The following is a 22942-nucleotide window of genomic DNA, read 5'->3' as shown; positions in this document are numbered from 1 at the left end:
TCGCAAAACTCGCGGGCCAACGACGGGCGTCGTCAACCATCGCCTCAGTAAAGTCGAGCCATGCCCTTATCACAAGTGAGGTTATGTCGGGCCGACGTACTGCTTAGCACTTTTGGTTCTGTGCATATACTCAAACGTCACTTTTGCGCATAACCGCAAACTGGTAACCTCCCCCGGCTCCGCAAGGGGTGCGCGGCCGTGCGCGCAGATTTGTTCGGTAGCCTGAAAGCAGACGACAACGCATCGCCTTTCCGGCTGGCCCAGCAGCAGTGAACCGCCTGAGAACAGGACCACCATGTACGTATACGACGAGTACGATCAGCGGATCGTCGAGGACCGCGTCAAGCAGTTCCGCGACCAGACCCGCCGCTATCTGGCCGGCGAGCTCAGCGAAGAAGAGTTCCGCCCGCTTCGCCTGCAAAACGGCCTCTACATCCAACGCTTCGCCCCGATGCTGCGCGTCGCTGTGCCCTACGGCCAGCTGACCTCGCGCCAGGCCCGCATGCTGGCGAAGATCGCCCGCGATTACGACAAGGGCTACGCGCACATCAGTACCCGCCAGAACGTGCAGTTCAACTGGCCGGCACTCGAAGACATCCCCGACATTCTCGCCGAACTGGCCACCGTGCAGATGCACGCGATCCAGACCAGCGGCAACTGCCTGCGCAACGTCACCACGGACCAGTTCGCCGGCGTCGCTGCCGATGAGCTGGTGGACCCGCGCCCATGGTGTGAAATCGTCCGTCAGTGGACGACGTTCCACCCGGAATTCGCCTACCTGCCGCGCAAGTTCAAGATCGCGATCAACGGCTCGACGTCCGACCGCGCCGCCATCGAGGTGCACGACATCGGCCTGGAGCCGGTCAAGAATGCTGCCGGCGAACTGGGCTTCCGCGTACTGGTCGGCGGTGGCCTTGGCCGCACGCCGGTGGTCGGTGCGTTCATCAACGAGTTTCTGCCGTGGCAGGACCTGTTGAGCTACCTCGACGCCATCCTGCGTGTGTACAACCGCTACGGCCGTCGTGACAACAAGTACAAGGCGCGCATCAAGATTCTGGTCAAGGCGCTGACGCCTGAAGTGTTCGCCGAGAAAGTCGAGGCCGAAATGGCCCACCTGCGCGGCGGCCAGACCACGCTGACCGAGGCCGAAGTGCATCGCGTCGCCAAGCACTTCATCGACCCGGACTACAAGGCGCTGACCGATTACAACGCCGAACTGGCTCAGCTGGATCAACAACACCCCGGTTTCGCCCGCTGGCGCTCGCGCAACGTCCTGGCCCACAAAAAGCCGGGCTACGCAGCGGTGACGCTGTCCCTGAAACCTACCGGCGTTGCGCCGGGCGATCTCACCGACAAGCAACTGGACGGCATCGCCGACCTCGCCGACCGCTACAGCTTCGGTCAACTGCGCACGTCCCACGAGCAGAACGTGATTCTGGCTGACGTCGAGCAGAGCCAACTGTTCACGATGTGGGGCGAACTGCGCGAGCAAGGCTTCGCGACGCCGAACATTGGTCTGCTGACGGACATCATCTGCTGCCCGGGCGGCGACTTCTGCTCGCTGGCCAACGCCAAATCGATCCCGATTGCCGAATCCATCCAGCGTCGTTTCGACGATCTCGATTACCTGTTCGACATCGGCGAGCTGGACCTGAACATCTCCGGCTGCATGAACGCCTGTGGTCACCACCACGTAGGCCACATCGGCATTCTCGGTGTCGACAAGAAAGGCGAAGAGTTCTACCAGGTCTCTCTGGGCGGCAGCGCCAGCCGCGATGCCAGCCTTGGCAAGATCCTCGGCCCGTCATTCGCACAGGACGTCATGCCGGATGTGATCGAGAAGCTGATCAACGTCTACGTTGAGAAACGCAACGAAGACGAGCGCTTCATCGACACCTACCAGCGTATTGGCATCGACCCTTTCAAGGAGCGCGTCTATGCAGCGAATCATTAAGAACAACGAGGTCATCGACGAGACCTGGCACTTGCTGCCCAAGGACACGACGTTCGACAGCCTGTCCAACTGCGACGACCTGATCGTGCCGCTGAACCTGTGGCGCGAGCATGCCCATGCGTTGAAGGCCCGCGACGGCGGTCTGGGTGTCTGGCTGGACAGCGACGAGCAAGCCGAGGAAATCGGTGACGACGCGGATCAGTTCCAGGTCATCGCCCTGAACTTCCCGGCGTTCACCGACGGCCGCAGCTACTCCAACGCACGCCTGTTGCGTGACCGCTACGGTTACAAGGCCGAGCTGCGGGCCATCGGCGATGTGTTGCGCGATCAGCTGTTCTACCTGCATCGCTGCGGGTTTGACGCCTTCGCGATTCGCGCCGACAAGGACCCGTACGAGGCGCTGGAAGGTCTGAAGGGCTTTTCCGTGACGTATCAAGCGGCCACCGACGAGCCGCTGCCGCTGTTCCGGCGCCGTTGATCCGGCACTGATCAACAGGCAACAAAAAGCCCCGGTTTCGTGAGAAGCCGGGGCTTTTTGTTGGAAGGGTGAACGCTTCATGTAGGAGCGTGGCTTGTCCCGCGATCTGCCGCGAAGCGGCAGTAAATTAATTCAACGCGGTGTGTCAGGTTTGCAAACCCTGCGGCCATTGCGGCTGCTGCGCAACCGATCGCGGGACAAGCCACGCTCCTACAGACTCATGCAGATCGGCTCTACCAGAACCGCTGCTGAGTCAGCTTGCCCCACCACCCCGTCACCAGTTGGTCGACCGACGTGCTCGCCGCAATGCCGACACGCTGCTGCAGGCTTTTGCGTTCGGCGTAGTGCAGATGAAACACCTCGGCGGTTTTAGCCTTCTCCGACAGGTATTCATCGCTGGTCTTCAGCTCATCCACCAGTTGCTTGTCCTTGGCTGCAATGCCGAGCCATATCTCGCCAGTGGCGACTTCGTCGATCTCCAACTGCGGGCGGTAGCTGGCGACAAAGTTCTTGAACAGCTCGTGGGTAATGTCCAGATCCTCCTGGAATTTCTCGCGGCCTTTCTCGGTGTTTTCGCCAAACACCGTCAACGTGCGCTTGTACTCGCCGGCAGTCAGTACTTCAAAATCGATGTCATGCTTCTTCAGCAGGCGATTGACGTTGGGCAATTGGGCAACCACGCCGATCGATCCCAGGATCGCGAACGGCGCACTGATGATCCGGGTGCCGATGCACGCCATCATGTAGCCGCCGCTGGCCGCAACCTTGTCGATGCAGATGGTCAGCGGAATGCCCGCCTGACGAATACGCGCCAGTTGCGACGACGCCAGACCGTAACTGTGTACCATCCCGCCGCCGCTTTCGAGGCGCAGCACCACCTCATCCTTTGGCGTGGCGAGGGTCAGCAGCGCGGTGATTTCGTTGCGCATGTTCTCGGTGGCCGAGGCCTTGATGTCGCCGTCGAAGTCCAGCACGTAGACCCGCGACTTGACCTCGGTGGACTTCTTGTCCTTCTTCAGCTCCCTGGCCTGGGACTTGCGCAGTGCCTTGAGCCGGGTCTTGTCCAGCAGCGAACCTTCAAGGCGATCACGCAGCCCTTTGTAGAAGTCATTGAGCTTGGTGACGTGCAACTGACCGCCTGCACCACGACGCCCGCGACCGCGCATCGAGCCGATGACCACCAGCACCACAATGATCGCAATCACGATGGTGACGGTCTTTGCCAGGAAGCTGGCGTAATCGAAAATGAACTCCACAGAAACTCCTTACCTGTACAGCAGACCCTCGGCAGAGGATCGCGAATGGGGCCAAGCATACCGGCGCGCCGGTGGCCGGGCCAGTGACGAGACGGGGAATACGGGACAGATCGGCCAATTCAAACGAGCGTATGTTTTTTCATTGACAGACCGCGGGCCGTCCTCATAACCTCCCAGCACTTTCAACGTGCCAGGGTGACGCGGTCGTGGGCAGCATCTATCTCATACGACATGGCCAGGCCTCGTTTGGTGCGGACGATTACGACGTCCTGTCGCCCACCGGTTTTCGCCAGTCGGAAATCCTCGGCGCGCACCTTGCGCAGCTGGGCCTGAGCTTCGACCGCTGCATCAGCGGCGCGCTGTTTCGCCAGCGCCACACGGCCGAAACAGTGATCGCCCAGCTCAACGCCGCCGGCCTCGCCACACCCGAGCTTGAAACCGACATCGCCTTCAATGAATTCAACGCCGAAGGCGTGATCCGCGCGCTGCTCCCCGCGATGCTGGATGAAGAACCTCAGGCCTTCGAGATCATGCGTGACGCCGCCAACAACCGCGCCGAGTTCCAGCGCCTGTTTGCCGCCATCATTCGCCGCTGGCTGGTGGGCGATCACGACGCCGCCGCGCTGCAGAGCTGGCAGGCCTTCGTCGAGCAGGTTGAAGCCGGCCTCAGCGGCATCCTTGACAGCGCCGGGCCAAGTGATCGCATCGCCGTGTTCACCTCCGGCGGCACCATCACCGCCCTGCTCCACCTGATCACGCAAATGCCGGCCACCCAGGCCTTCGAACTCAACTGGCACATCGTCAACACCTCGCTCAACCACCTGAAGTTCCGTGAGCGCGAGGTGTCCCTGGCTTCCTTCAACAGTTACGCGCACCTGCAACTGATGAAGGCGCCGGAGCTCATCACCTACCGCTGAGCCCGGCCAATCGCACCCGCAAAGTGCTCGTCATCACTCATATAAAAGGATCACACCATGAGCTCCGTAGAAAACGCCGTCCAAGCCATGAAAGCCAAGTTCAACCCATCCGCCGCTGCGGGCCTGGACCTGGTGTTCGGTTTCCGCATCGACGAAACCAAAAACTTCTCCCTGATCGTCAAGGACAGCAACTGCGAACTGCAGGAAGGCGTCAACCCGGACGCGCAAGTCACCCTGGTGATGGACGGCGAAACTCTGGAAGGCATCGTCAGCGGCGAGACCGACGGCATGCAGGCGTTCATGGGCGGCAAACTGCGCGCTGAAGGCGACATGATGCTGGCGATGAAACTGAGCGAGCTGTTTCCTTCCTGAGGAGGCTGGTGCAGGCATTTGCCCGGGATGCGAGGTGTGTCTGTGGCAGCTTTGTCGCTGATGGACCGCAATCGCGGGCAAGCGCGCTCCTACAGGGATCGCGGTCCTGCCAAAAACCGAAGCTGCCCGGCTTCGGTTTTTTTTCGTCCGGGCTATGTGCCGAACAGCTAACCCACCCGTGAATCAGGGCGGCTGATTGCCCCGTAACACCCACGCCAATAGCCCTTGTTCGCGGGCGCCGGGGCGCATTAGATTAGCCAATGATCCTGGCCCACCAAAATAATCTGCAGGGATAAGCATGGCGCTCACCGACCAGTCCACCCAGGTTCGATCCGGCGAAGAACTCGACGCTGCGTTGATCGACCCCTACCTGAAAGCCCATATCCCCGGCCTGAGCGGCAGCGCGCAGATCAGCCAGTTTCCCGGTGGCGCGTCGAATCTGACGTATTTGCTGAAATACCCCGAGCAGGAGTTCGTCCTGCGCCGCCCGCCGTTCGGTCACAAGGCGAAAAGCGCCCACGACATGGGCCGCGAATTCCGCATCCTCAATCAGCTGCGTGACGCCTTCCCTTATTGCCCCAAGGCGTACCTGCACTGCACCGACGAAGCGGTGATCGGTGCCGAGTTTTACGTGATGGAGCGGGTCAAGGGCATCATCCTGCGCGCCGAGTTGCCCGCCGAGCTGAACCTCGATGCCGCCCAGACCGAAACGCTGTGCAAGAGCTTCATCGACCGGCTGGTCGAACTGCATCAGGTGGATTACACCGCCTGTGGGCTCGGCGATCTGGGCAAGCCCCAGGGTTACGTTGAGCGACAGATTCGCGGCTGGACCGAGCGTTACGAGAAAGCGCGCACCGCCGATGCGCCGAGCTGGGAAAAGGTCGCCCGCTGGCTGGACGAGAAAAAGCCGGCGGACCACCCGGTTTCAAGCCTGGTGCACAACGACTACCGCTTCGACAACGTGATCCTCGACCCCGACAACCCGATGCAGATCATCGGCGTGCTGGACTGGGAGCTGACCACGTTGGGGGATCCGCTGATGGACCTGGGCAACAGCCTGGCGTACTGGATTCAGGCGGATGACCCGGCGCCGGTGCAACTGATGCGGCGCCAGCCCAGCCATGCACCGGGCATGCTCACCCGAGAGCAGTTCGTGGCGTACTACGCCGAGCGCTCGGGCATTCCCATCGACAATTTCGACTTTTACTACACCTACGGTCTGTTCCGTCTGGCCGGCATCGTCCAGCAAATCTACTACCGCTTCTTCCACGGCCAGACTCAGGACAAGCGCTTCGCCCAGTTCATTCACATGAACGCCCTGCTGGAGCGCATGGCCCTGCAAGTGATTGAGCGTTCCAGCCTCTGATTGCGACACGACAAGGAAAACAACAATGTCCAAGACTCAACTGTTCGACCTCGATGGCAAGATCGCTTTCGTTTCGGGCGCCAGCCGTGGCATCGGTGAAGCGATTGCAAAACTGCTGGCCCAGCAAGGCGCCCACGTCATCGTCTCGAGCCGCAAGATCGATGGCTGCCAGCAGGTGGCGGACGCGATCATCGCCGACGGCGGTCAAGCCACCGCCATCGCCTGCCACATCGGTGAAATGGAACAGATCACGGCGGTGTTCGCGCAGATCCGCGAGCAGTTCGGGCGTCTGGACATTCTGGTGAACAACGCGGCGACCAACCCGCAGTTCTGCAACGTGCTGGACACCGACCTCGGGGCGTTCCAGAAGACCGTCGACGTGAACATCCGCGGCTACTTCTTTATGTCGGTGGAAGCCGGCAAGCTGATGCGCGAACACGGCGGCGGCAGCATCATCAACGTGGCGTCGATCAATGGCGTCTCGCCGGGCGTGTATCAGGGCATCTATTCGGTGACCAAGGCGGCGGTGATCAACATGACCAAGGTCTTCGCCAAGGAATGCGCGCAGTTCGGCATCCGCTGCAACGCCCTGCTGCCCGGCCTGACCGATACCAAATTCGCCTCGGCGCTGGTGAGCAACGAGAAGATCCTCAACACCGCGCTGGCGCAGATTCCCCTCAAGCGGGTGGCGGCGCCGAGCGAAATGGCGGGGACGGTGTTGTACCTGGCCAGCGATGCGTCGAGTTACACGACCGGCGTGGCGTTGAACGTGGACGGCGGGTTCCTGTCCTGAATCGCTGAGCGATCATCTGTAGGAGCGCGCTTGCCCGCGAATTCGATGTATCTGATGTCGATTCATTGCCTGACACACTGCAATCGCGGGCAAGCGCGCTCCCACAACATATGCGCATGAGGTGAAATTGAGGTGTTCCTGAGGGAATAAAGATTCCATCGGGAACCCCCAACCACCTACATTTTCCGCACAACAACACGTCTCAAAGGACACGCTGTCATGCGCGGGAATTCTCTTCCAGAACTGGGCGTCGGCCTGATCGGCACGGGCTTCATGGGTCGGGCTCATGCCCTGGCGTTTCACAACGCACGTACCACGTTCGATCTTCCCTTCAACCTCAAGCTCGTCGCCCTCGCCGATGCGGACGCTGCGCGCGCCGAACAGTGCGCAGCCAGTTGGGGGTTCGATCGCAGTCATGGCGACTGGCAGCAGTTGATCAGCGATCCGGCGGTCAATCTGGTGGCGATCACCACGCCCAACCTGTTGCATTTCCCCATGGCCATGGCGGCCTTTGAAGCGGGCAAAGCGGTGTATTGCGAGAAGCCACTGGCGGTGAGTCTGGCGCAGGCGAGGGAGATGCAGGCGGCGGCGCGCAAGGCCGGCGTCGTGACAAGGGTGGGCTACAACTACCAGCACAACCCAATCATCGGACTCGCGAAGCAGATGATTGAAAGCGGCGAGCTGGGTCGGATCGTCAGTTTTCAGGGGGAGTTCAGCGAGGACTTCATGGCCGATGGGCTGTCGCCGTGGTCCTGGCGCTGTGAGGAGGCTCATGCCGGTGGCGCGCTGGCCGACCTCGGCAGCCATTTGCTGGCGATGGCGCGGTACCTGCTCGGCGATATCGACGCGGTGTGCGCGGACTCGCAAACGGTGCACCCGCAGCGCCCGGACACCCGCGGCAGTGGAGAGCAACGACCGATCAGCATCGATGACCAGACCTACGCGCTGCTGCGATTTGCCAACGGCGCGCGGGGTACGTTCGGCAGCAGTTGGCTCAAGCATGGCTACAAGAATCACTTGAGCTTCGAGATCGGTGGCACCGAAGGCACGTTGTCGTTTGATCAGGAACGCTTGAACGAACTGCGGCTGTACCGGCCCGGCGCGACGGGACGCGACGGGTTTCAGCGGATTCTGGCGGGGCCTGCGCAGCCTGGGTATGCGTCTTTCTGCCCGGCGCCGGGGCATCAATTGGGATACAACGAGCTGAAGACCCTGGAAGTGCACGAATTGATTCAGGCGCTGGGTGGACAGGGTTCGAACGGGACGGACTTTGCCGAAGCGATGGAGGTCGAGCGCCTGGCGACAGCGATTCGCATTGCGGCGAAAGAGCTGCGTTGGGTGAGTGTTTCGGATATTTGAGTCGGGTGTCAGACCGGTAATCGAGGGTGTTCAATACGGCCTCTTCCCGGCTGAAGCCGGTCCTACTGGCTGACCGCGTGCGGTTAGTGGGGCCGGCTTTAGCCGGGAAGCTCCTGCAGATTTCGCACAGAAAAAAATGTCATCGTCCGCCGCTAACCCTTGCAGGAGCGCGCTTGCCCGCGAAGGGGCCGGTGCATGCGACGCATCTGTGGCGTCCGTACTGACGCCTTCGCGGGCAAGCGCGCTCCTACACTTGACCTGAGGCGCAAACAAGATCGATATTCGGCCGCAGAACGCAGGCGTTCAAGCTGATCGGCAGCGCTGAGATGAAAGACAATTCGCCGTTTGCCCTGCAACCCGGCGCGCCTTGCAGGTAGAATGCTGCGCTTCCGGGCAGCCATTCTGCCCATCTGCCCGATAAGCGCCTTCCCATGCCGTTCGAACTCACCGTTGAACCCATCACCCTGCTGGTGCTGGCCGTCGTAGCCTTTGCCGCCGGTTTCATCGACGCCATCGCAGGCGGCGGCGGTCTGTTGACCACGCCTGCCCTGCTCACGGCCGGCCTGCCGCCGCATCTGGTGCTGGGCACCAACAAGCTCAGCTCGACCTTCGGCTCGGCCACCGCCAGCTACACCTTTTATCGCCGCAAGCTGTTTCACCCGGCGCAGTGGAAACGCGCGCTGATCGGGACGGCAGTGGGCGCGTTGATCGGTGCGGTGGTCGCGCATTATCTGCCGGCTGAACTGCTGAATCAGATGCTCCCGGTGATCGTGTTCGGCTGCGGGCTGTACCTGCTGTTCGGCGGGACGCCCAAGGCGCCGCTGGACAGCAACGCGCCGATCAAAACCAAATGGCAGTTGCCCCAAGGCCTGGGGCTGGGCTTCTACGACGGCGTGGCCGGACCCGGTACCGGGGCGTTCTGGACGGTCAGCACGTTGCTGATCTACCCGGTCGATCTGGTGAAAGCCAGCGGCGTCGCCCGCAGCATGAACTTCGTCAGCAACGCCGCCGCGCTGATGATTTTCGCCATCAACGGCTCGGTGGACTGGGTGATCGGGTTGACGATGGGCCTGGCGGTGATGGCCGGCGCATTCATGGGCGCCAGAACCGCGATCAAGGGCGGCGCCAAGTTCATCCGCCCTGTCTTCATCACCGTGGTGCTGGGCTTAACCGTCCGCCTGGCCTGGCAGCACTGGTTCAACTGAACCTGAGCGCTGGGCCAGATACAGATCGATCAGGTGGCGCGCGATCGAGCGACTGGCCGGCAACGGCGGCAGGTCATGGATGCTGAACCACTGGGCGTCTTCGATTTCGTCTGCCTGGGGCACGATTTCGCCACTGTCGTATTCAGCGTGGAAGCCGAGCATCATCGAGTGCGGGAACGGCCAGCACTGGCTGCCCTTGTACTGGATGTTCTTGACCGTCACCTGGACCTCTTCCATCACCTCGCGCCGTACACAGTCCTCGGCCGACTCACCCGGCTCGGCGAACCCGGCCAGCGTGCTGTAGACCCCGGACACAAAACGCGGCGAGCGCGCCAGCAGCACTTCATCGCCGCGGGTGATCAGCACGATCATGCTGGGCGAGATCCGCGGATAAGCGCGCAGATCGCAGTGCGGGCAATACATCGCCCGCTCGCCCGGTACCTGCTGGGCCGGTTGGCCGCAACTGCCACAAAAACGGTGTTCACGGGCCCAGGTGCTGATCTGCGCCGCGTAGCCGAGCATCTGGAAGACATCGGCGTCGTCGGCGAGCATGAACTGGCGCAGGGTCTGCCACTGCGTACCCTCCAAATCCAAAGCCAAATTTAGCTCGGGCGAATCTCGAAGCGTCTGCACGTACACCGGCTCGCCGTCAAAATGGCCAATGCCGTGCTCGTGCATCAGGGGCAAGTCCTGCCGCTTCAGCCATTCGCGGGGGAACAGCACGCCGTTGCTGTCCTTCAAAAAGCCCTGGTTACTCTGAACCACAGCCCAACCACCGGGTGCCTGAACATCAAGCACGGCGGTGGTCCAACGCTTCGGGCGCGTCATGCATCAACTCCTCTGATCACCGACCTGCCCGTCTGCAGCTCGATAAAGAGGTTCAGAGGCGGCAGGCGGTTACGCATTCAAATAGGTCAGTCAATTGTCGAAGACCGGCTTCTGTTTGCTCATGTGAGCCATCATCGCCAGCTTCAGGTCGGCTGATTGCAACATGGCAGCGTTCCAGGTGGCAACGTATTCGAGGCCGTCGTCCACGCTGTGATCACGCATGTAGCCGATCATGCGCTTGCTGCCACTGATGGCGATGGGTGATTTGGCGGCGATGTCCCGGGCGATGGCGAACACGCCTTCGAGCAGCTGCGGCAGGTCGGCGAACGTGCGGTTGACCAGGCCAATGCGCAGCGCTTCTTCGGCACCCACGTTGCGCCCGGTGTAGGCCATTTCGCGCATCATGCCGTCGCCGATCAGTCGCGGCAGGCGTTGCAAGGTGCCGACGTCCGCCGCCATGCCCATGTCGATTTCGCGGATGGAAAACAGCGCATCGTCTGCCGCGTAGCGCATGTCACAGGCACTGATCAGATCGATGGCGCCGCCGATGCAATAGCCCTGAATGGCGGCGAGCACCGGCTTGCTGCAACGGTCGACGACACTGAAGGATTCCTGCATCTGCAGGATCTTGCGCCGCAGCAGGCGGGCGTTGCGGCCCACGTCCTTGCCCAGCTCGCTGGCCACCGACGCGAGCAGTGTCAGATCGATGCCCGAAGAGAAGTGTTTGCCTGCACCACTGAGCACCACCACGCGGACGTCGTCGGTGTCCTCGACCCAGCGGAAAATCTCGATGATCTCCTGCCAGAACGCTGCGTTCATCGCGTTGATTTTTTCCGGACGATTGATTTGCACGTGGGCAATGTGGTCGGCCAGTTCGACCTTGAACGCACTGTAGTCAGACACGGCTTTAGATCCTTGTATGGGCCAGACGAGGTTTATTCCTTAACGCCGGATCATAGCAAGTCAGTCTGTGCGCTCGCAGGCCACGGTTGCGCCATTTGCCGGACAGTGAGGCCGCTAAAACCCCCACAAATGCCATCGGTCGGCGAGCAATAAACTGAACGGTCTCAGCGGGTAACGGTCCAGAGTGATGGCTGCATGGAATTGGATTTTCCCGACCATGATTGCCTGGGCAGTCGAACCTGTTTCGGCGCCCGCCCCTTTCTCAGGTCGCAAGAGGGCGATTCTTGACTACATCAAAAGCGGCAACCGGTATCGTGGGCCTGGACGACATCCTCGCGGGTGGCCTTTCGCGCAGTCACGTGTTTCTCCTCGAAGGAGAGCCCGGCACCGGCAAAACCACCGTCGCGCTGCAGTTCCTGCTGGCTGGCTCAGCGGCGGGCGAACGGGGTCTTTACATCACACTTTCTGAAACCGAACGCGAATTGCGCGACGGTGCACGCTCCCACGGCTGGGAGCTGGACGAGAACATCTCGGTGTTCGAGCTGACACCCCCTGAAGATTTGTTGAACGCTGCCCACCAGCAGAGTTTGCTGTACTCCTCGGACCTGGAACTGGGCGAGGCGACCAAGCAGATTTTCGAAATTGTCGAGCAGGTCAAACCTTCGCGGGTGATCATCGACAGCCTCTCGGAAATCCGCCTGCTGGCGCAGAGTTCATTGCGTTATCGCCGGCAGATCCTGGCGATCAAGCATTATTTCGCGCGCTACGACACCACCGTGGTGCTGCTCGACGACCTCACCACCGAATCCCTGGATAAAACCGTGCACAGCGTTGCCCACGGCGTGATCCGTCTCGAAGGCCTGACGCCGACCTATGGCGCCGAGCGCCGACGCCTGCGGGTGGTGAAATACCGAGGCCAGAAGTACCGCGGCGGCTATCACGACTTCAACATCATGGACGACGGGATTCAGGTGTTCCCGCGTCTGGTGGCGGCCGAGCACCGCGACGGGTACGTCAGCCGCCAGCTCAGCAGCGGCATCAAGGAGGTTGATGCCCTGCTCGGGGGCGGGCTGGACAGCGGGTCCAGCACTGTGATTCTGGGGCCTGCGGGAACCGGTAAATCGCTGATTTCGCTGACATTCGCCGCTGCAGCGGTGGAGCGTGGCGAGAAGGCGGCGCTGTTTATCTTTGATGAAGAGCTCGGCCTGCTATACACGCGTATGAGCAAACTCGGCATTGATCTTCGTGCGCTTGAAGCGACCGGCAATCTGATGATCCAGCAAGTCGACGCCGCTGAATTGTCCCCGGGTGAATTTGCCCATCGCGTTCGCCGCTGTGTGGACGAACTGGGCATCCAGACCGTGGTGATCGACAGCCTCAACGGCTATCAGGCAGCGATGCCTGAAGAGAACGCGCTGGTCCTGCACGTGCACGAACTGTTGCTCTACCTCAATCGTCATGGCGCCTCGACGTTCATGACCGTCGCCCAGCACGGTCTGGTCGGCGACATGCAGACGCCGGTGGACATCACCTACCTCGCGGATTCGGTGATTCTGCTGCGTTACTTCGAAGCACTGGGTCAGGTCCGTCGGGCCATTTCCGTCATCAAAAAACGCACAGGCACCCATGAGTCAACCATTCGTGAATACCGCATCAGTGCGTCCGGCATGACTATCGGCGAACCGCTGGAAGCCTTTCAGGGCGTATTGCGTGGCATCCCTCAGTACCACGGAGAGAAAAATCCCCTGTTGCGGGACACCGACGCGTGAGCACTCCGGGACAGTTATCGGAACGGGCCATTATCCTGGCCCCCCTCGGACGGGACAGCAAGATCGCGTTGACCATGCTGCAGGAAGCCGGCTACCCGGCGATCATCACCCACGACCTGGTGCAGCTGTGCAGTGAGCTGATGTCCGGTGCGGGCCTTGCGATCATCGCTGATGAGGCATTGCGCAGCGCGGACATCAACCCCCTGCTCAGCCTGCTGGCCAATCAACCGGCCTGGTCGGACTTCCCCATCGTGTTGCTGACCCACCATGGCGGCCCGAAACAGAATCCCTCGGCGCACCTGGGCAAGATGCTCGGCAACGTCACGTTTCTGGAGCGGCCGTTTCACCCTGCCACGCTCATCAGCCTGGTGAGCACCGCCGTGCGCGGGCGTCGACGACAATACGAAGCCCGCACTCGGCTGGAAGAACTGCTGGAAAGCGAGCAGCGCCTGCAACATGCGCTGAAAGCCGGACGGTTGGGCTCCTGGCAGCTGGACACCGAATTTCTGGTGCTGGAGTGCTCGGCCATCACCAAGGCGCACTTCGGCCGGGACGAGCGCAACCCGCTCTTCTACCACGAGTGGCTGAGTTCGGTGCACCCCGAAGATCAGCCGCGCATGCAGTCCGTGTTGCAGCACACCCTGGACAGCGGTGCCGATTTCATTATCGAGTTTCGCAACGTCTGGCCGGACGGTTCGGTCCATTGGGTGGATATCAGGGCCCGGGCGATCCGTGCGCGCAATGGCAGCGTCAGCCTGCTGTCCGGCGTGACCTCGGACATCACCGAGCGCAAGCTGGCCGAACAGCAGCTGCGCCAGTTCAACGAAACCCTGGAGCAGCAGGTCGAGGAACGCACCTCGCAGTTGCGCCACAACGAAGAAGTGCTGCGTCAGTCGCAGAAAATGGAAGCGGTGGGCCAGCTCACCGGCGGCATCGCCCACGACTTCAACAACATGCTGACCGGAATCATCGGCAGCCTCGAGCTGCTGAGGCGTCGTCTGGCACGGGGTCGCACCGATGATCTCGATGGTCTTATCGACCTGGGCGTGACCTCGGCCAATCGCGCCGCCGCCCTGACCCACCGTTTGCTGGCGTTTTCGCGCCGCCAGTCGCTGGACCCCAAGCCGGTCTTGATGAATGACCTGGTCAACTCCATGGGCGAACTGCTGAATCGCAGCGTCAACGAGAGCATCCGCCTCGACATGTGCCTGGACCCGGAACTGTGGACCGCCGAGGCCGATCCGAATCAGCTTGAAAGCGCCCTGCTCAATCTGGTGCTCAACGCCCGCGACGCCATGCCCGACGGCGGCATGCTGATGATCGAGACCTTCAACCGCCGCCTCGACCGCGACTTCACCAACGCCTACGAAAATCTCCTGCCGGGTGACTACGTGGTGCTCAGCGTGCGCGACACGGGCTGCGGGATGCCGGAGAACGTCATCAGCCGGGCCTTCGATCCGTTTTTCACCACCAAACCGATCGGCCAGGGCACCGGCCTCGGCTTGTCGATGATCTACGGCTTCACCAAGCAATCCCACGGTCATGTCGAGATCGAGAGCCAGGTGGGCGACGGCACCACCGTGCAGCTGTTCCTGCCGCGTTACCACGGGGCGGCGCAGCAAGAGGATCCCGCCCTCCCCAACGACACGGCTCAGGCCCGTGAGGGCGAAACCATTCTGCTGGTCGAAGACGATCCGGCGGTGCGCGCGCTGGTCAGTCAGGTGCTGAGCGAACTGGGTTATGCGTACGTGGAAGCCGGTGATGCGGTCGGGGCGATTCCGATTCTGGAATCGAGCCAGCGCATTGACCTGATGATCAGCGACGTTGGCCTGCCCGGCATGAATGGCCGCCAGCTGGCCGACATTGGTCGGCAATTGCGCACGGACCTGAAAGTGCTGTTCATCACCGGCTACGCGGAAAACGCCAGCGCCCGCTCGGGCTTTCTGGAAGGAGGGATGCAGATGATCACCAAGCCGTTTGCGTTTGACCAACTGACGGCCAAGGTGCGGGAGATGATCGAGGGCTGACGCGAGACAGGTGCAGACACAAAAGCCGGCGACTGCCGGCTTTGTTGTTTTCTGAAGGGATCAGTTGAGCAGGGTTTGAATCTGCGAGTGCAGCGTTTCCATGGTGAACGGCTTGGCCAGGATCGGGGCCTTTTGGGTGATCGGACTGCCGCAATCAACGATCTCTGCCGGGTAGCCACTGATGAAGATGACCTTGAGTTCCGGTCGCAGCTTGACGGCGGGCTCGGCGATCATTACGCCGGACACCCCGCCGGGCAGGCGGTAATCGGTGATCATCAAATCGAGGTGGGGCTTGGTGGCAAGGATTTCGAATGCCTGCTCCCCGTTCTCCGCCTGCAACACCCGATAGCCTTCGCCCGACAAATAATCGGACAGCAGCATCAGAATGAGCGGCTCGTCTTCGACGATGAGTACGACATTTTCTGCATCAGAGCTCATTTGAACGCCTTTGATCTTATAGATAGCTGCCATTACGACCATGCCCCGCGCTGGAGGTTGCGCAGAGTGCTCAGTTATTTGATTGAAGGCCTTTGGTGTGGGGAATGGTCGGCCTAACGGCCTCGGGTTTCGCCTTCGGCGAGTTACTTGATAAAGCCCCAAGTAACCAAGGGCTTGTGCTCCTGGTTGGGCTCCTCCTCCGTCGGAGTACCCTCACTCCGACGACGCTCCGTGGGCCCGCGCCGAACGGACATCCATGTCCTGACGGCGCTCTCGCCGCATCCATGCGGCTCGGCCCACTCCGCGTCGTCTGCGTTCAGCCTGCACCCAAGTCGCGATTGTCGCCGTCTGGGATTTTTGCGTATGAAGATCAAAAGCGGATCAAGAGCAGATCAAGAGCTTCCCGGCTAAAGCCAGTCCTACAAGTGCGCGCGGTGTCAGTAGGACCGGCTTGCTGATCGTTCCCACGCTCCGCGTGGTAACGCAGCCCTGGACGCTCCGCGTCCCACTGAAGCCGCGCATTCAGGCCTGGTGAAGTGACGCAGAGCGTCAACGGATGCATACCCACGCGGAGCGTGGGCACGATCAGAGATGATGGCGGCGACCTCGACAGTAGGACCGGCTTTAGCCGGGAAGCTCTTGATATGCGTAAACGCGCTTTTGATCTTCATACGCAGAACGTCCAGTCACCGCAAAACGCGACCTGGGTGCAGGCTGAACGCAGGTCTCGCGGAGTGGGCCGAGCGGCATGGATGCCGCGAGAGCCGCCCCCCGCCATGGATGGCGGATGGCGGCGGGCCCACGGAGCGAGACCGGAGTGAAGGAACCCTGACGAAGGAAGGGCCCAACCAGGAGCAGGCACTTTTGCTTACTTTTGGTGCTTTTCAAAAGTAAGTCGCCGAAGGCGAAACAGTCTGCCCCCAGGCAGACGCTTGTGATCGTGATCTTAGAGATCTTGATCAGAGCGGCAGCGATACCCGGAACATCGACCCCTCGCCTTCCTCGCTCTCGACACTGATCCGCCCGCCATGAGCGCTGACGATCTGATCGGAGATGAACAGCCCCAAGCCAAGCCCCGCCACTGCATGACTGGCCGCGACCCGCTCGAACTGTTGAAAAATACGCTTCTGGTTTTCCGCGCTGATCCCGATCCCGTGATCGCGCACCTCCACCCGCGCCTCGCCGGCCTCGCTGTAGACCCGCAACTCGATCGGCTTGTGCGCGCCGTAGCGCAAGGCGTTGGTCAACAGATTCGCCACCACCTGCTCGATGCGAAACTCATCCCACACGCCAATCACCGGCGCGGTGGCGTGCAGGGTCACCACGCTACCGGCGGCAGCGATCTGCGCCGAATAACTTTCCACCAGGTTGACCACCAGCTCCGACAAATCAAAGGGGCCGGTGCGGATCGACAGCTTGCCGGTGCGAATCCGCGACACGTCAAGCATGTCCTCGATGAGGCGGATCAGGCTCTGGATCTGCCGCTCATCGCGATCCACCATGGCCCGAAGTTTTTCCATGGTGAACGCCGAGGCATTGTCCTTGGCCAAATGCAACTTGCGCAGCTGGGTTTCCAGAATCAGCCCGTTGAGCGGCGTGCGCACCTCGTGGGAGACAATCGACATGAAGTCATCGCGCATGCGGATCGCACGCTCCAGCTCGCTCTGCGTCGACTTCAACTCGCGCATCAGAGCTTCCTGCTCCGCGCGGCTGCGTTCGAGCTCTTCGAGCTGCTGCTTCAGGGCCTTGCGCTGGCGATACAGGTCGACGAAGACATTGACCTTGCTCTTGACTGCATGAATATCGAGGGGCTTATGCAGGAAATCCACTGCACCGCTTTCATAGCCCTTGAACGCGTAATTCAGCTCGCGCCCGGCGGCACTGACGAACACGATGGGAATGTTCTTGGTCTTCTCGGTACTGCGCATCAGCTCGGCAAGTTCGAAGCCGTTCATCCCCGGCATCTGCACGTCGAGAATCGCCATCGCAAACTCGTGTTCGAGCAGCAACGACAGTGCTTCGTCCGCAGACAACGCCTTGAACACCTGACGGTCCTCACGCTTGATCAACGCTTCAAGCGCGAGCAGGTTCTCCGGCAGATCATCCACGATCAGCAGTTTGGCTTTGATTTCACTCAGCATGCATTTCGTTCCAGCTCGACAAGCAAGGACCCAATGTCGGGCAAAGGCAATAGAAAATCCGGCGTATGAAGGGCAAGTGCCGCTTCGGGCATGGTCCGCGCGAGCGCCTGGGCCGGGTCCTGGACCACGGTGAGACCACCGTACTCCTTGATTCGTGCAATGCCGCGCGCGCCATCGCTGTTTGCACCGGTCAGCAATACACCTGCCAGCCGTTCACCATAGGCGTCTGCAGCCGATTCGAACAGGATGTCGATGCTCGGGCGCGAGTGATGCACGCGCTCCTCCTGACTCAGCGACAGGCTCAGATCGTTCTCGATCGACAGGTGATACCCCGGCCCGGCGAAGTACAGCGTGCCCGGTTTGATGGTCTCTTTATCGTCCGCTTCCTTGACCGGTATCGCCAGGTTCACGGCAAAGACCTCGGCCAACTGACTGCGACGCTGATCCGGCACATGCAGCACCGCCAGGATGGGCAGGCGATAGCCCCTGGGCAGCGTGCGGAAGATCTTCAGTAACGCTTCGACGCCGCCGGCCGACGCGCCGACCACTATCGCGTCCACCACGGGCAACGAGGGCTGGTCCGGGGATGAGCCAGGAAATGACGTTCTCATGATTTGCGGTAGATCCGCTCGAGTTTGACCAAAGGGTCGAACTGGTTCTTGTACCCGGAAAAATCCAGGGTTTCCTTGCTGCCGAGTACGAGAAAGCCGCGATGGCACAGGGACTCGTGAAACAGCCCGAACGCGCGGTCCTGCAGTTTCTTGTTGAAATAGATAAGCACGTTGCGGCAGGAGATCAACTGAGTCTCGGAGAACACGCTGTCCGTCGCCAGACTGTGATCGGCGAAGGTGACATTCTCGCGAAGGGTCTTGTCGAAAATCGCGTAATCGTAGGCGGCCGTGTAGTACTCCGAAAACAATCGCTTGCCGCCAGCCTTCAGGTAGTTCTCGTTGTAGCCGCGCATGTTTTCCATCGAGAAAATACCTTGCTTGGCCTTTTCCAGGGAACGGGGATTGATGTCGGTGGCGTAGATGATCGTGCGCTCGAGCAGGCCTTCCTCGCGCAGCAGGATGGCCATCGAGTAGACCTCTTCACCGGTGCTGCACCCGGCAATCCAGATTTTCACCGACGGGTAAGTCTTGAGCAGCGGCACGACTTCTTCGCGAATGGCGAGGAAGTGCGTCGGGTCGCGGAACATCTCGCTGACCGGGATCGTCAGGAATTGGAGCAGCTGCATGAACGCCGACGGGTCATGCAGCACCCGCTCCTGCAATGCGGATATGGTCTTCAGTTCAAATTGACGCAATGCGTGGGCGACCCGTCGTTTCACCGACGCACCCGAGTAATCGCGGAAATCGTAGCTGTATTTCAAGTAGATCGCTTCAATAAGCAAGCGTAACTCGATATCGGCGTCTCGTTCTTGGTGCATCGGCAACACTCTGGATCGGGCAAAAGGCGGTCAATTGATCCGGTTCATTCAGATACGTTCCATCTTCGGCAGCCACACGCGAATCAGCGAGAACAGCCGGTCGAGGTCGATCGGCTTCGCCAGATAGTCGTTGGAACCGGCCTGCAGGCAGCGATCCTGGTCATCTTTCATCGCCTTGGCGGTCACGGCGATGATCGGCAGCTTGCGCCAGCGAGGATTCTTGCGGATCTCGATGGTGGCTTCGTAGCCGTCCATTTCCGGCATCATCACGTCCATCAGCACCAGATCGATGTCATCGACGGTGTTGAGCTTCTCGATCGCTTCCAGTCCGTTACGCCCCACTTCGACGATCGCGCCCTTGTGCTCAAGCGCGCTGGTCAGGGCGAAGATGTTGCGCACGTCGTCGTCGACCACCAGGATCTTGCGGCCTTCGAACACGCGGTCGCGACTGCGCGCGGTCTTGAGCATCTTCTGGCGCTCGTTCGACAGCTGCGACTCGACCTTGTGCAGAAAGAGCGTGACTTCGTCGAGCAGGCGCTCCGGCGAACGCGCACCCTTGATGATGATGGTCCGCGAGTACCGCAGCAGTTCGGCTTCTTCGTCCCGGGTCAGGTTGCGCCCGGTATAGACGATGACCGGCGGGAACGCGCAGATCTCATCAGTGGACATACGCTTGAGCAACTCGTTGCCGAGCATGTCCGGCAGCTTGAGGTCAATGATCATGCAGTCGTAGGCGTTGTCGCGCAGCAGCTCAAGGGCGTCCTGGGCGAAACCGACGGCGGTGATTTCAATGTCGTCGTCGCCGATCAGGCGCGCGATGCTGTCACGCTGCAAGGCATCGTCTTCGACCAGCAGGATGCGTTTGACCTTCTGCGTCAGCTTGGCTTCGAGGCGGGCGAAGACGTCCTTGAGCTCTTCGCGGGTGGTCGGTTTGACGGCGTAACCGATGGCGCCCATTTGCAATGCGGCTTCCTGGCGGTCTTCGACGGAAATCACATGCACCGGAATGTGCCGGGTGCTCGGCAGCTCTTTCAGGCGTTGCAGCACGGTCAGACCGGAATGGTCCGGCAGGCGCATGTCCAGCAGGACGGCGTCCGGTATGAACGAGGAGGCCAGATCGAAGCCTTCGTCGGCGGCGTGGGCCACCAGGCAGTTGTAGCCAAGCTCATGGGCCAGGTCATAGAGGATGTGAGCAAAGCGCACTTCGTCTTCGATGACCAGAATGCAGCGCTTGCTGAACGGTGCTTTTTCGCGGTCGTCGGCAAAGCGCGGAATCGGCTCTGCGGCCGGTGCAGCCTTGGCGGCGACTGGCGCCGGCGGCATGATGCGAGCCGCAACGGGCTCAGGCTGCACGGCAACCACGGGCGCATCGGCGTACTGCGAAGGCTCCTGCTCAACGTACTCTTCCGGCACCACCAGGGTGAAAATACTGCCCTGCCCCGGCGCGCTGGTCACGCTGATCGAGCCGCCGAGCAAGCGCGCCAGATCGCGGGAAATCGACAGGCCCAGGCCGGTGCCGCCGTAGCGGCGATTGGTGGTGCCGTCGGCCTGACGGAACGCTTCGAAAATACTCTCCTGCTGCTCCTCAGCGATGCCGATGCCGGAGTCGCGCACGGTGAAGGCCACGCCTTCGCCGGGCTGCCGTGAAACGGTCAGGCTGACCGTCCCGGTTTCGGTGAACTTGACAGCGTTGGACAGCAGGTTCTTGAGGATCTGCTCCAGCCGTTGGCGATCGGTGTACAGCGACACCGGCGTGCCGGATTGAATCTCCACCGAGAATTCCAGCTTCTTCTCGGCCGCCAGTGGTTCGAAGGTCATGCGCAGGCCGTCCACCAGACGACTGACGCTGCTGTTCTCCGGACGCATGTCCAGCTTGCCGGCCTCGACTTTGGAAATATCCAGAATGTCGTTGATCAGGTTAAGCAGATCGTTGCCCGCCGAGTAAATCGACTCGGCGAACTTGACCTGTTCAGCGGTGAGGTTGTCCTGGGGGTTTTCCGACAGCAGCTTGGCCAGAATCAACGAACTGTTCAGCGGCGTGCGCAGCTCGTGGGACATGTTGGCGAGGAATTCGGATTTGTATTTGCTGGAGCGCTGCAGCTCGTCGGCGCGGGCTTCAAGCTCAATCTGGGCGATGTGCAATTCTTCGTTATTGCGGTCCAGTGCATCACGCTGATCAGCCAGCGCCTTGCCCTGCTCAGCCAGCTGCTCGTTGGTCTGCTCAAGCTCGGCCTGCTGGGTTTCCAGGTGCGTCTGGGATTCCTTGAGGATCCGCGACTGCTCTTCCAGCTCTTCGTTGGCGGTGCGCAGTTCTTCCTGCTGCACCTGAAGCTCTTCGTTGAGCTGCTGGGTTTCGGCGAGCACTTCCTGCAAGCGCTGGCGATAGCGCGCGGCCTCGATGGACGTGCCGACGTTCTCGGCCACCAGCTCAAGGAACTCCAGGTCACGGGGGGTCAGCTCGCGGAGGAAGCCCAGCTCGATCACGCCGTTGACGTGGTCATCATTGCTGGTCGGCACCACCACGACGCTGCGCGGCGAACCTTCGCCCAGGCCGGACGTGACTTTGAAGTAGCCCTGAGGGACGTTATCCAGGGTGATGATCTGATCCTGCTCGGCCGCTTTGCCGACCACGCCTTCACCGCTGTAGATCGACTGTTCTTGCAACTCCTGCTCGCGGGAGAAGCCATAGGAAGCGACTCGCACTAGCCCGCCGTGCTCCTGACGCACATACACCGCTGCCACCACCGCGCCCAGGTATTGCGCGAAGAAATGCAACACATTGCGCCCGAGCAAATTGAGGGTGAGCTGGCCGATGACCTGCTCGGCCAGTTCGCTCTGGCCGTTGCGCAGCCAGGCGACATGGGACAAGCGCTCGGCGTCCAGCTGTTGCGCCTTGAGGTTGGCGGCGTAGGTGTCGGACAAGGTGGTCATGTCCCGCCGCCCGACCCAGGCAAGAATGCCGCTGACGATCAGAATGAACGCGATGTACAGCGAGACTGACATCACCGTGGTATGGGTCACGTCGGTGTTGCGTGTCAGACGCAGCTGATGCTCGACGTTGGCCGCCTGCTCGTATTGCTCACGCATCTCGTCGGCCAGGCGCTTGCCGCGACGGTCCTTGATCGGCGTCTGGTAGTCGCCGCCGGTGCGTCGCAGGGTAATCATCTGCTGGGCGAACTCATTCCACGACGACTGCAGTGCCGCCAGTCGCTTGAAGCGATCGACCTGTTCCGGGTTGTCGGCAACCAGTTCCTCCAGCCCCTGAAGCTCGGTGATGATGGCCGGTTTGGCCACTTCGTACGGGTCGAGAAAACGCTCGTCGCCGGTCAGCAAATAGCCGCGCATGCCGGTTTCCATGTCCACCGACAGCTTGAGCGAGCGATTGATATTGTTGATCACCCGGTCGGTGTGTTCGACCCACTGGATGGCTGACAACAGGTAGGAAATCAGAATGACGAAGAAGGCCGCACTCAGCACGCCGACCGCCAAAGGCAAACTGACGTTGCGGCTTAACAGTTTGCGGAAACGTTGCTCATCGACTGCAGAGTTGGTAATCATCGCAAGGGCTCAGGCGGATTCGTCTAAGCGACGGAGTTTGCCGTAAACTTCAGTAAGTTGCGACCTGTTCAACAAATACAGGGGTCACAACGATGGACACACAGCAAACACAGACCAATTGTCACAACGGTGTCACGAATACACGCCTC

At 61.1% G+C, this 22942-nt stretch carries 18 protein-coding genes; 10 read left to right on the top strand and 8 right to left on the bottom strand.

Features of this window, described 5'->3' with window-relative positions; translation table 11 throughout:
• The first annotated feature begins 295 nt into the window (after positions 1-295).
• Together L4G42_RS16495 and L4G42_RS16490 are read left to right on the top strand one after the other, a co-directional pair.
• Positions 296-1954 carry a nitrite/sulfite reductase gene (locus L4G42_RS16495; RefSeq protein WP_237254110.1) on the top strand — a complete coding sequence of 553 codons (1659 nt, stop codon included), beginning with the start codon at positions 296-298 and terminating at the stop codon, positions 1952-1954.
• Positions 1938-2432: a DUF934 domain-containing protein gene (locus L4G42_RS16490; protein ID WP_237254111.1), complete on the top strand. Its 495-nt coding sequence runs from the start codon at positions 1938-1940 to the stop codon at positions 2430-2432. The genes L4G42_RS16495 and L4G42_RS16490 overlap by 17 nt, the downstream gene beginning before the upstream one ends.
• A 233-nt stretch (positions 2433-2665) precedes the next feature.
• Here L4G42_RS16490 and sohB read toward each other — a convergent pair whose 3' ends face one another.
• On the bottom strand, positions 2666-3688 hold the full coding sequence (sohB, locus tag L4G42_RS16485) for a protease SohB (RefSeq protein ID WP_237254112.1): 1023 nt from the start codon (positions 3686-3688) through the stop codon (positions 2666-2668).
• A gap of 206 nt (positions 3689-3894) precedes the next feature.
• Between sohB and L4G42_RS16480 the strand changes: the two genes are divergently transcribed.
• The 6 genes from L4G42_RS16480 (at position 3895) to L4G42_RS16455 (ending at position 9700) form a co-directional block, all read left to right on the top strand.
• Positions 3895-4605 (top strand): histidine phosphatase family protein, encoded by a 711-nt coding sequence (locus tag L4G42_RS16480; RefSeq protein ID WP_237254113.1) that lies wholly within the window; start codon positions 3895-3897, stop codon positions 4603-4605.
• 57 nt (positions 4606-4662) lie between these two features.
• Positions 4663-4977, top strand: a complete 315-nt coding sequence (locus L4G42_RS16475; RefSeq protein WP_237254114.1) for an SCP2 sterol-binding domain-containing protein — start codon at positions 4663-4665, stop codon at positions 4975-4977.
• Between the two features lie 298 nt (positions 4978-5275).
• Positions 5276-6343, top strand: a complete 1068-nt coding sequence (locus tag L4G42_RS16470; RefSeq protein WP_237259517.1) for a phosphotransferase family protein — start codon at positions 5276-5278, stop codon at positions 6341-6343.
• Between the two features lie 25 nt (positions 6344-6368).
• Entirely contained in the window at positions 6369-7136 is a 768-nt protein-coding gene (locus L4G42_RS16465; protein ID WP_237254116.1) for an SDR family oxidoreductase, read from the top strand.
• A gap of 219 nt (positions 7137-7355) precedes the next feature.
• Positions 7356-8495, top strand: a complete 1140-nt coding sequence (locus L4G42_RS16460) for a Gfo/Idh/MocA family protein (protein WP_237254117.1) — start codon at positions 7356-7358, stop codon at positions 8493-8495.
• 431 nt (positions 8496-8926) lie between these two features.
• Entirely contained in the window at positions 8927-9700 is a 774-nt protein-coding gene (locus L4G42_RS16455) for a TSUP family transporter (RefSeq protein ID WP_237254118.1), read from the top strand.
• On the opposite strand, the gene nudC is transcribed toward L4G42_RS16455, so the two are convergent.
• Together nudC and L4G42_RS16445 are read right to left on the bottom strand one after the other, a co-directional pair.
• Positions 9662-10528, bottom strand: coding sequence for an NAD(+) diphosphatase (nudC, locus tag L4G42_RS16450; RefSeq protein ID WP_237254119.1), 867 nt, complete (start codon positions 10526-10528; stop codon positions 9662-9664). The genes L4G42_RS16455 and nudC overlap by 39 nt on opposite strands.
• Positions 10529-10618: 90 nt before the next feature.
• Positions 10619-11431, bottom strand: a complete 813-nt coding sequence (locus tag L4G42_RS16445; RefSeq protein WP_237254120.1) for a crotonase/enoyl-CoA hydratase family protein — start codon at positions 11429-11431, stop codon at positions 10619-10621.
• Between the two features lie 284 nt (positions 11432-11715).
• On the opposite strand from L4G42_RS16445, the gene L4G42_RS16440 reads away from it, so the two are divergent.
• Both L4G42_RS16440 and L4G42_RS16435 read left to right on the top strand, forming a co-directional pair.
• Positions 11716-13200: an ATPase domain-containing protein gene (locus L4G42_RS16440; protein WP_237254121.1), complete on the top strand. Its 1485-nt coding sequence runs from the start codon at positions 11716-11718 to the stop codon at positions 13198-13200.
• Positions 13197-15227, top strand: a complete 2031-nt coding sequence (locus L4G42_RS16435) for a response regulator (protein ID WP_237259516.1) — start codon at positions 13197-13199, stop codon at positions 15225-15227. Before L4G42_RS16440 ends, L4G42_RS16435 begins: the two co-directional genes overlap by 4 nt.
• A 60-nt stretch (positions 15228-15287) precedes the next feature.
• On the opposite strand, the gene L4G42_RS16430 is transcribed toward L4G42_RS16435, so the two are convergent.
• The 5 genes from L4G42_RS16430 to L4G42_RS16410 form a co-directional block, all read right to left on the bottom strand.
• Positions 15288-15665: a response regulator gene (locus L4G42_RS16430; protein WP_237254123.1), complete on the bottom strand. Its 378-nt coding sequence runs from the start codon at positions 15663-15665 to the stop codon at positions 15288-15290.
• Between the two features lie 959 nt (positions 15666-16624).
• The gene (locus tag L4G42_RS16425) at positions 16625-17806 is read right to left on the bottom strand and encodes a hybrid sensor histidine kinase/response regulator (RefSeq protein ID WP_237253229.1); all 1182 of its coding nucleotides are present in this window, start codon (positions 17804-17806) and stop codon (positions 16625-16627) included.
• Positions 17800-18417, bottom strand: coding sequence for a chemotaxis protein CheB (locus L4G42_RS16420; protein WP_237253228.1), 618 nt, complete (start codon positions 18415-18417; stop codon positions 17800-17802). The genes L4G42_RS16425 and L4G42_RS16420 overlap by 7 nt, the downstream gene beginning before the upstream one ends.
• Positions 18414-19235, bottom strand: coding sequence for a CheR family methyltransferase (locus L4G42_RS16415; protein ID WP_237253227.1), 822 nt, complete (start codon positions 19233-19235; stop codon positions 18414-18416). Before L4G42_RS16415 ends, L4G42_RS16420 begins: the two co-directional genes overlap by 4 nt.
• 48 nt (positions 19236-19283) lie before the next feature.
• Entirely contained in the window at positions 19284-22793 is a 3510-nt protein-coding gene (locus tag L4G42_RS16410; RefSeq protein WP_237253226.1) for a response regulator, read from the bottom strand.
• Between the last annotated feature and the right edge of the window lie 149 nt (positions 22794-22942).

The organism is Pseudomonas petrae (assembly GCF_021728295.1).
Lineage (GTDB): Bacteria > Pseudomonadota > Gammaproteobacteria > Pseudomonadales > Pseudomonadaceae > Aquipseudomonas > Aquipseudomonas petrae.
Note: the sequence above shows the minus strand (reverse complement) of the source record. Positions and strands in the feature narration are given on the sequence as shown.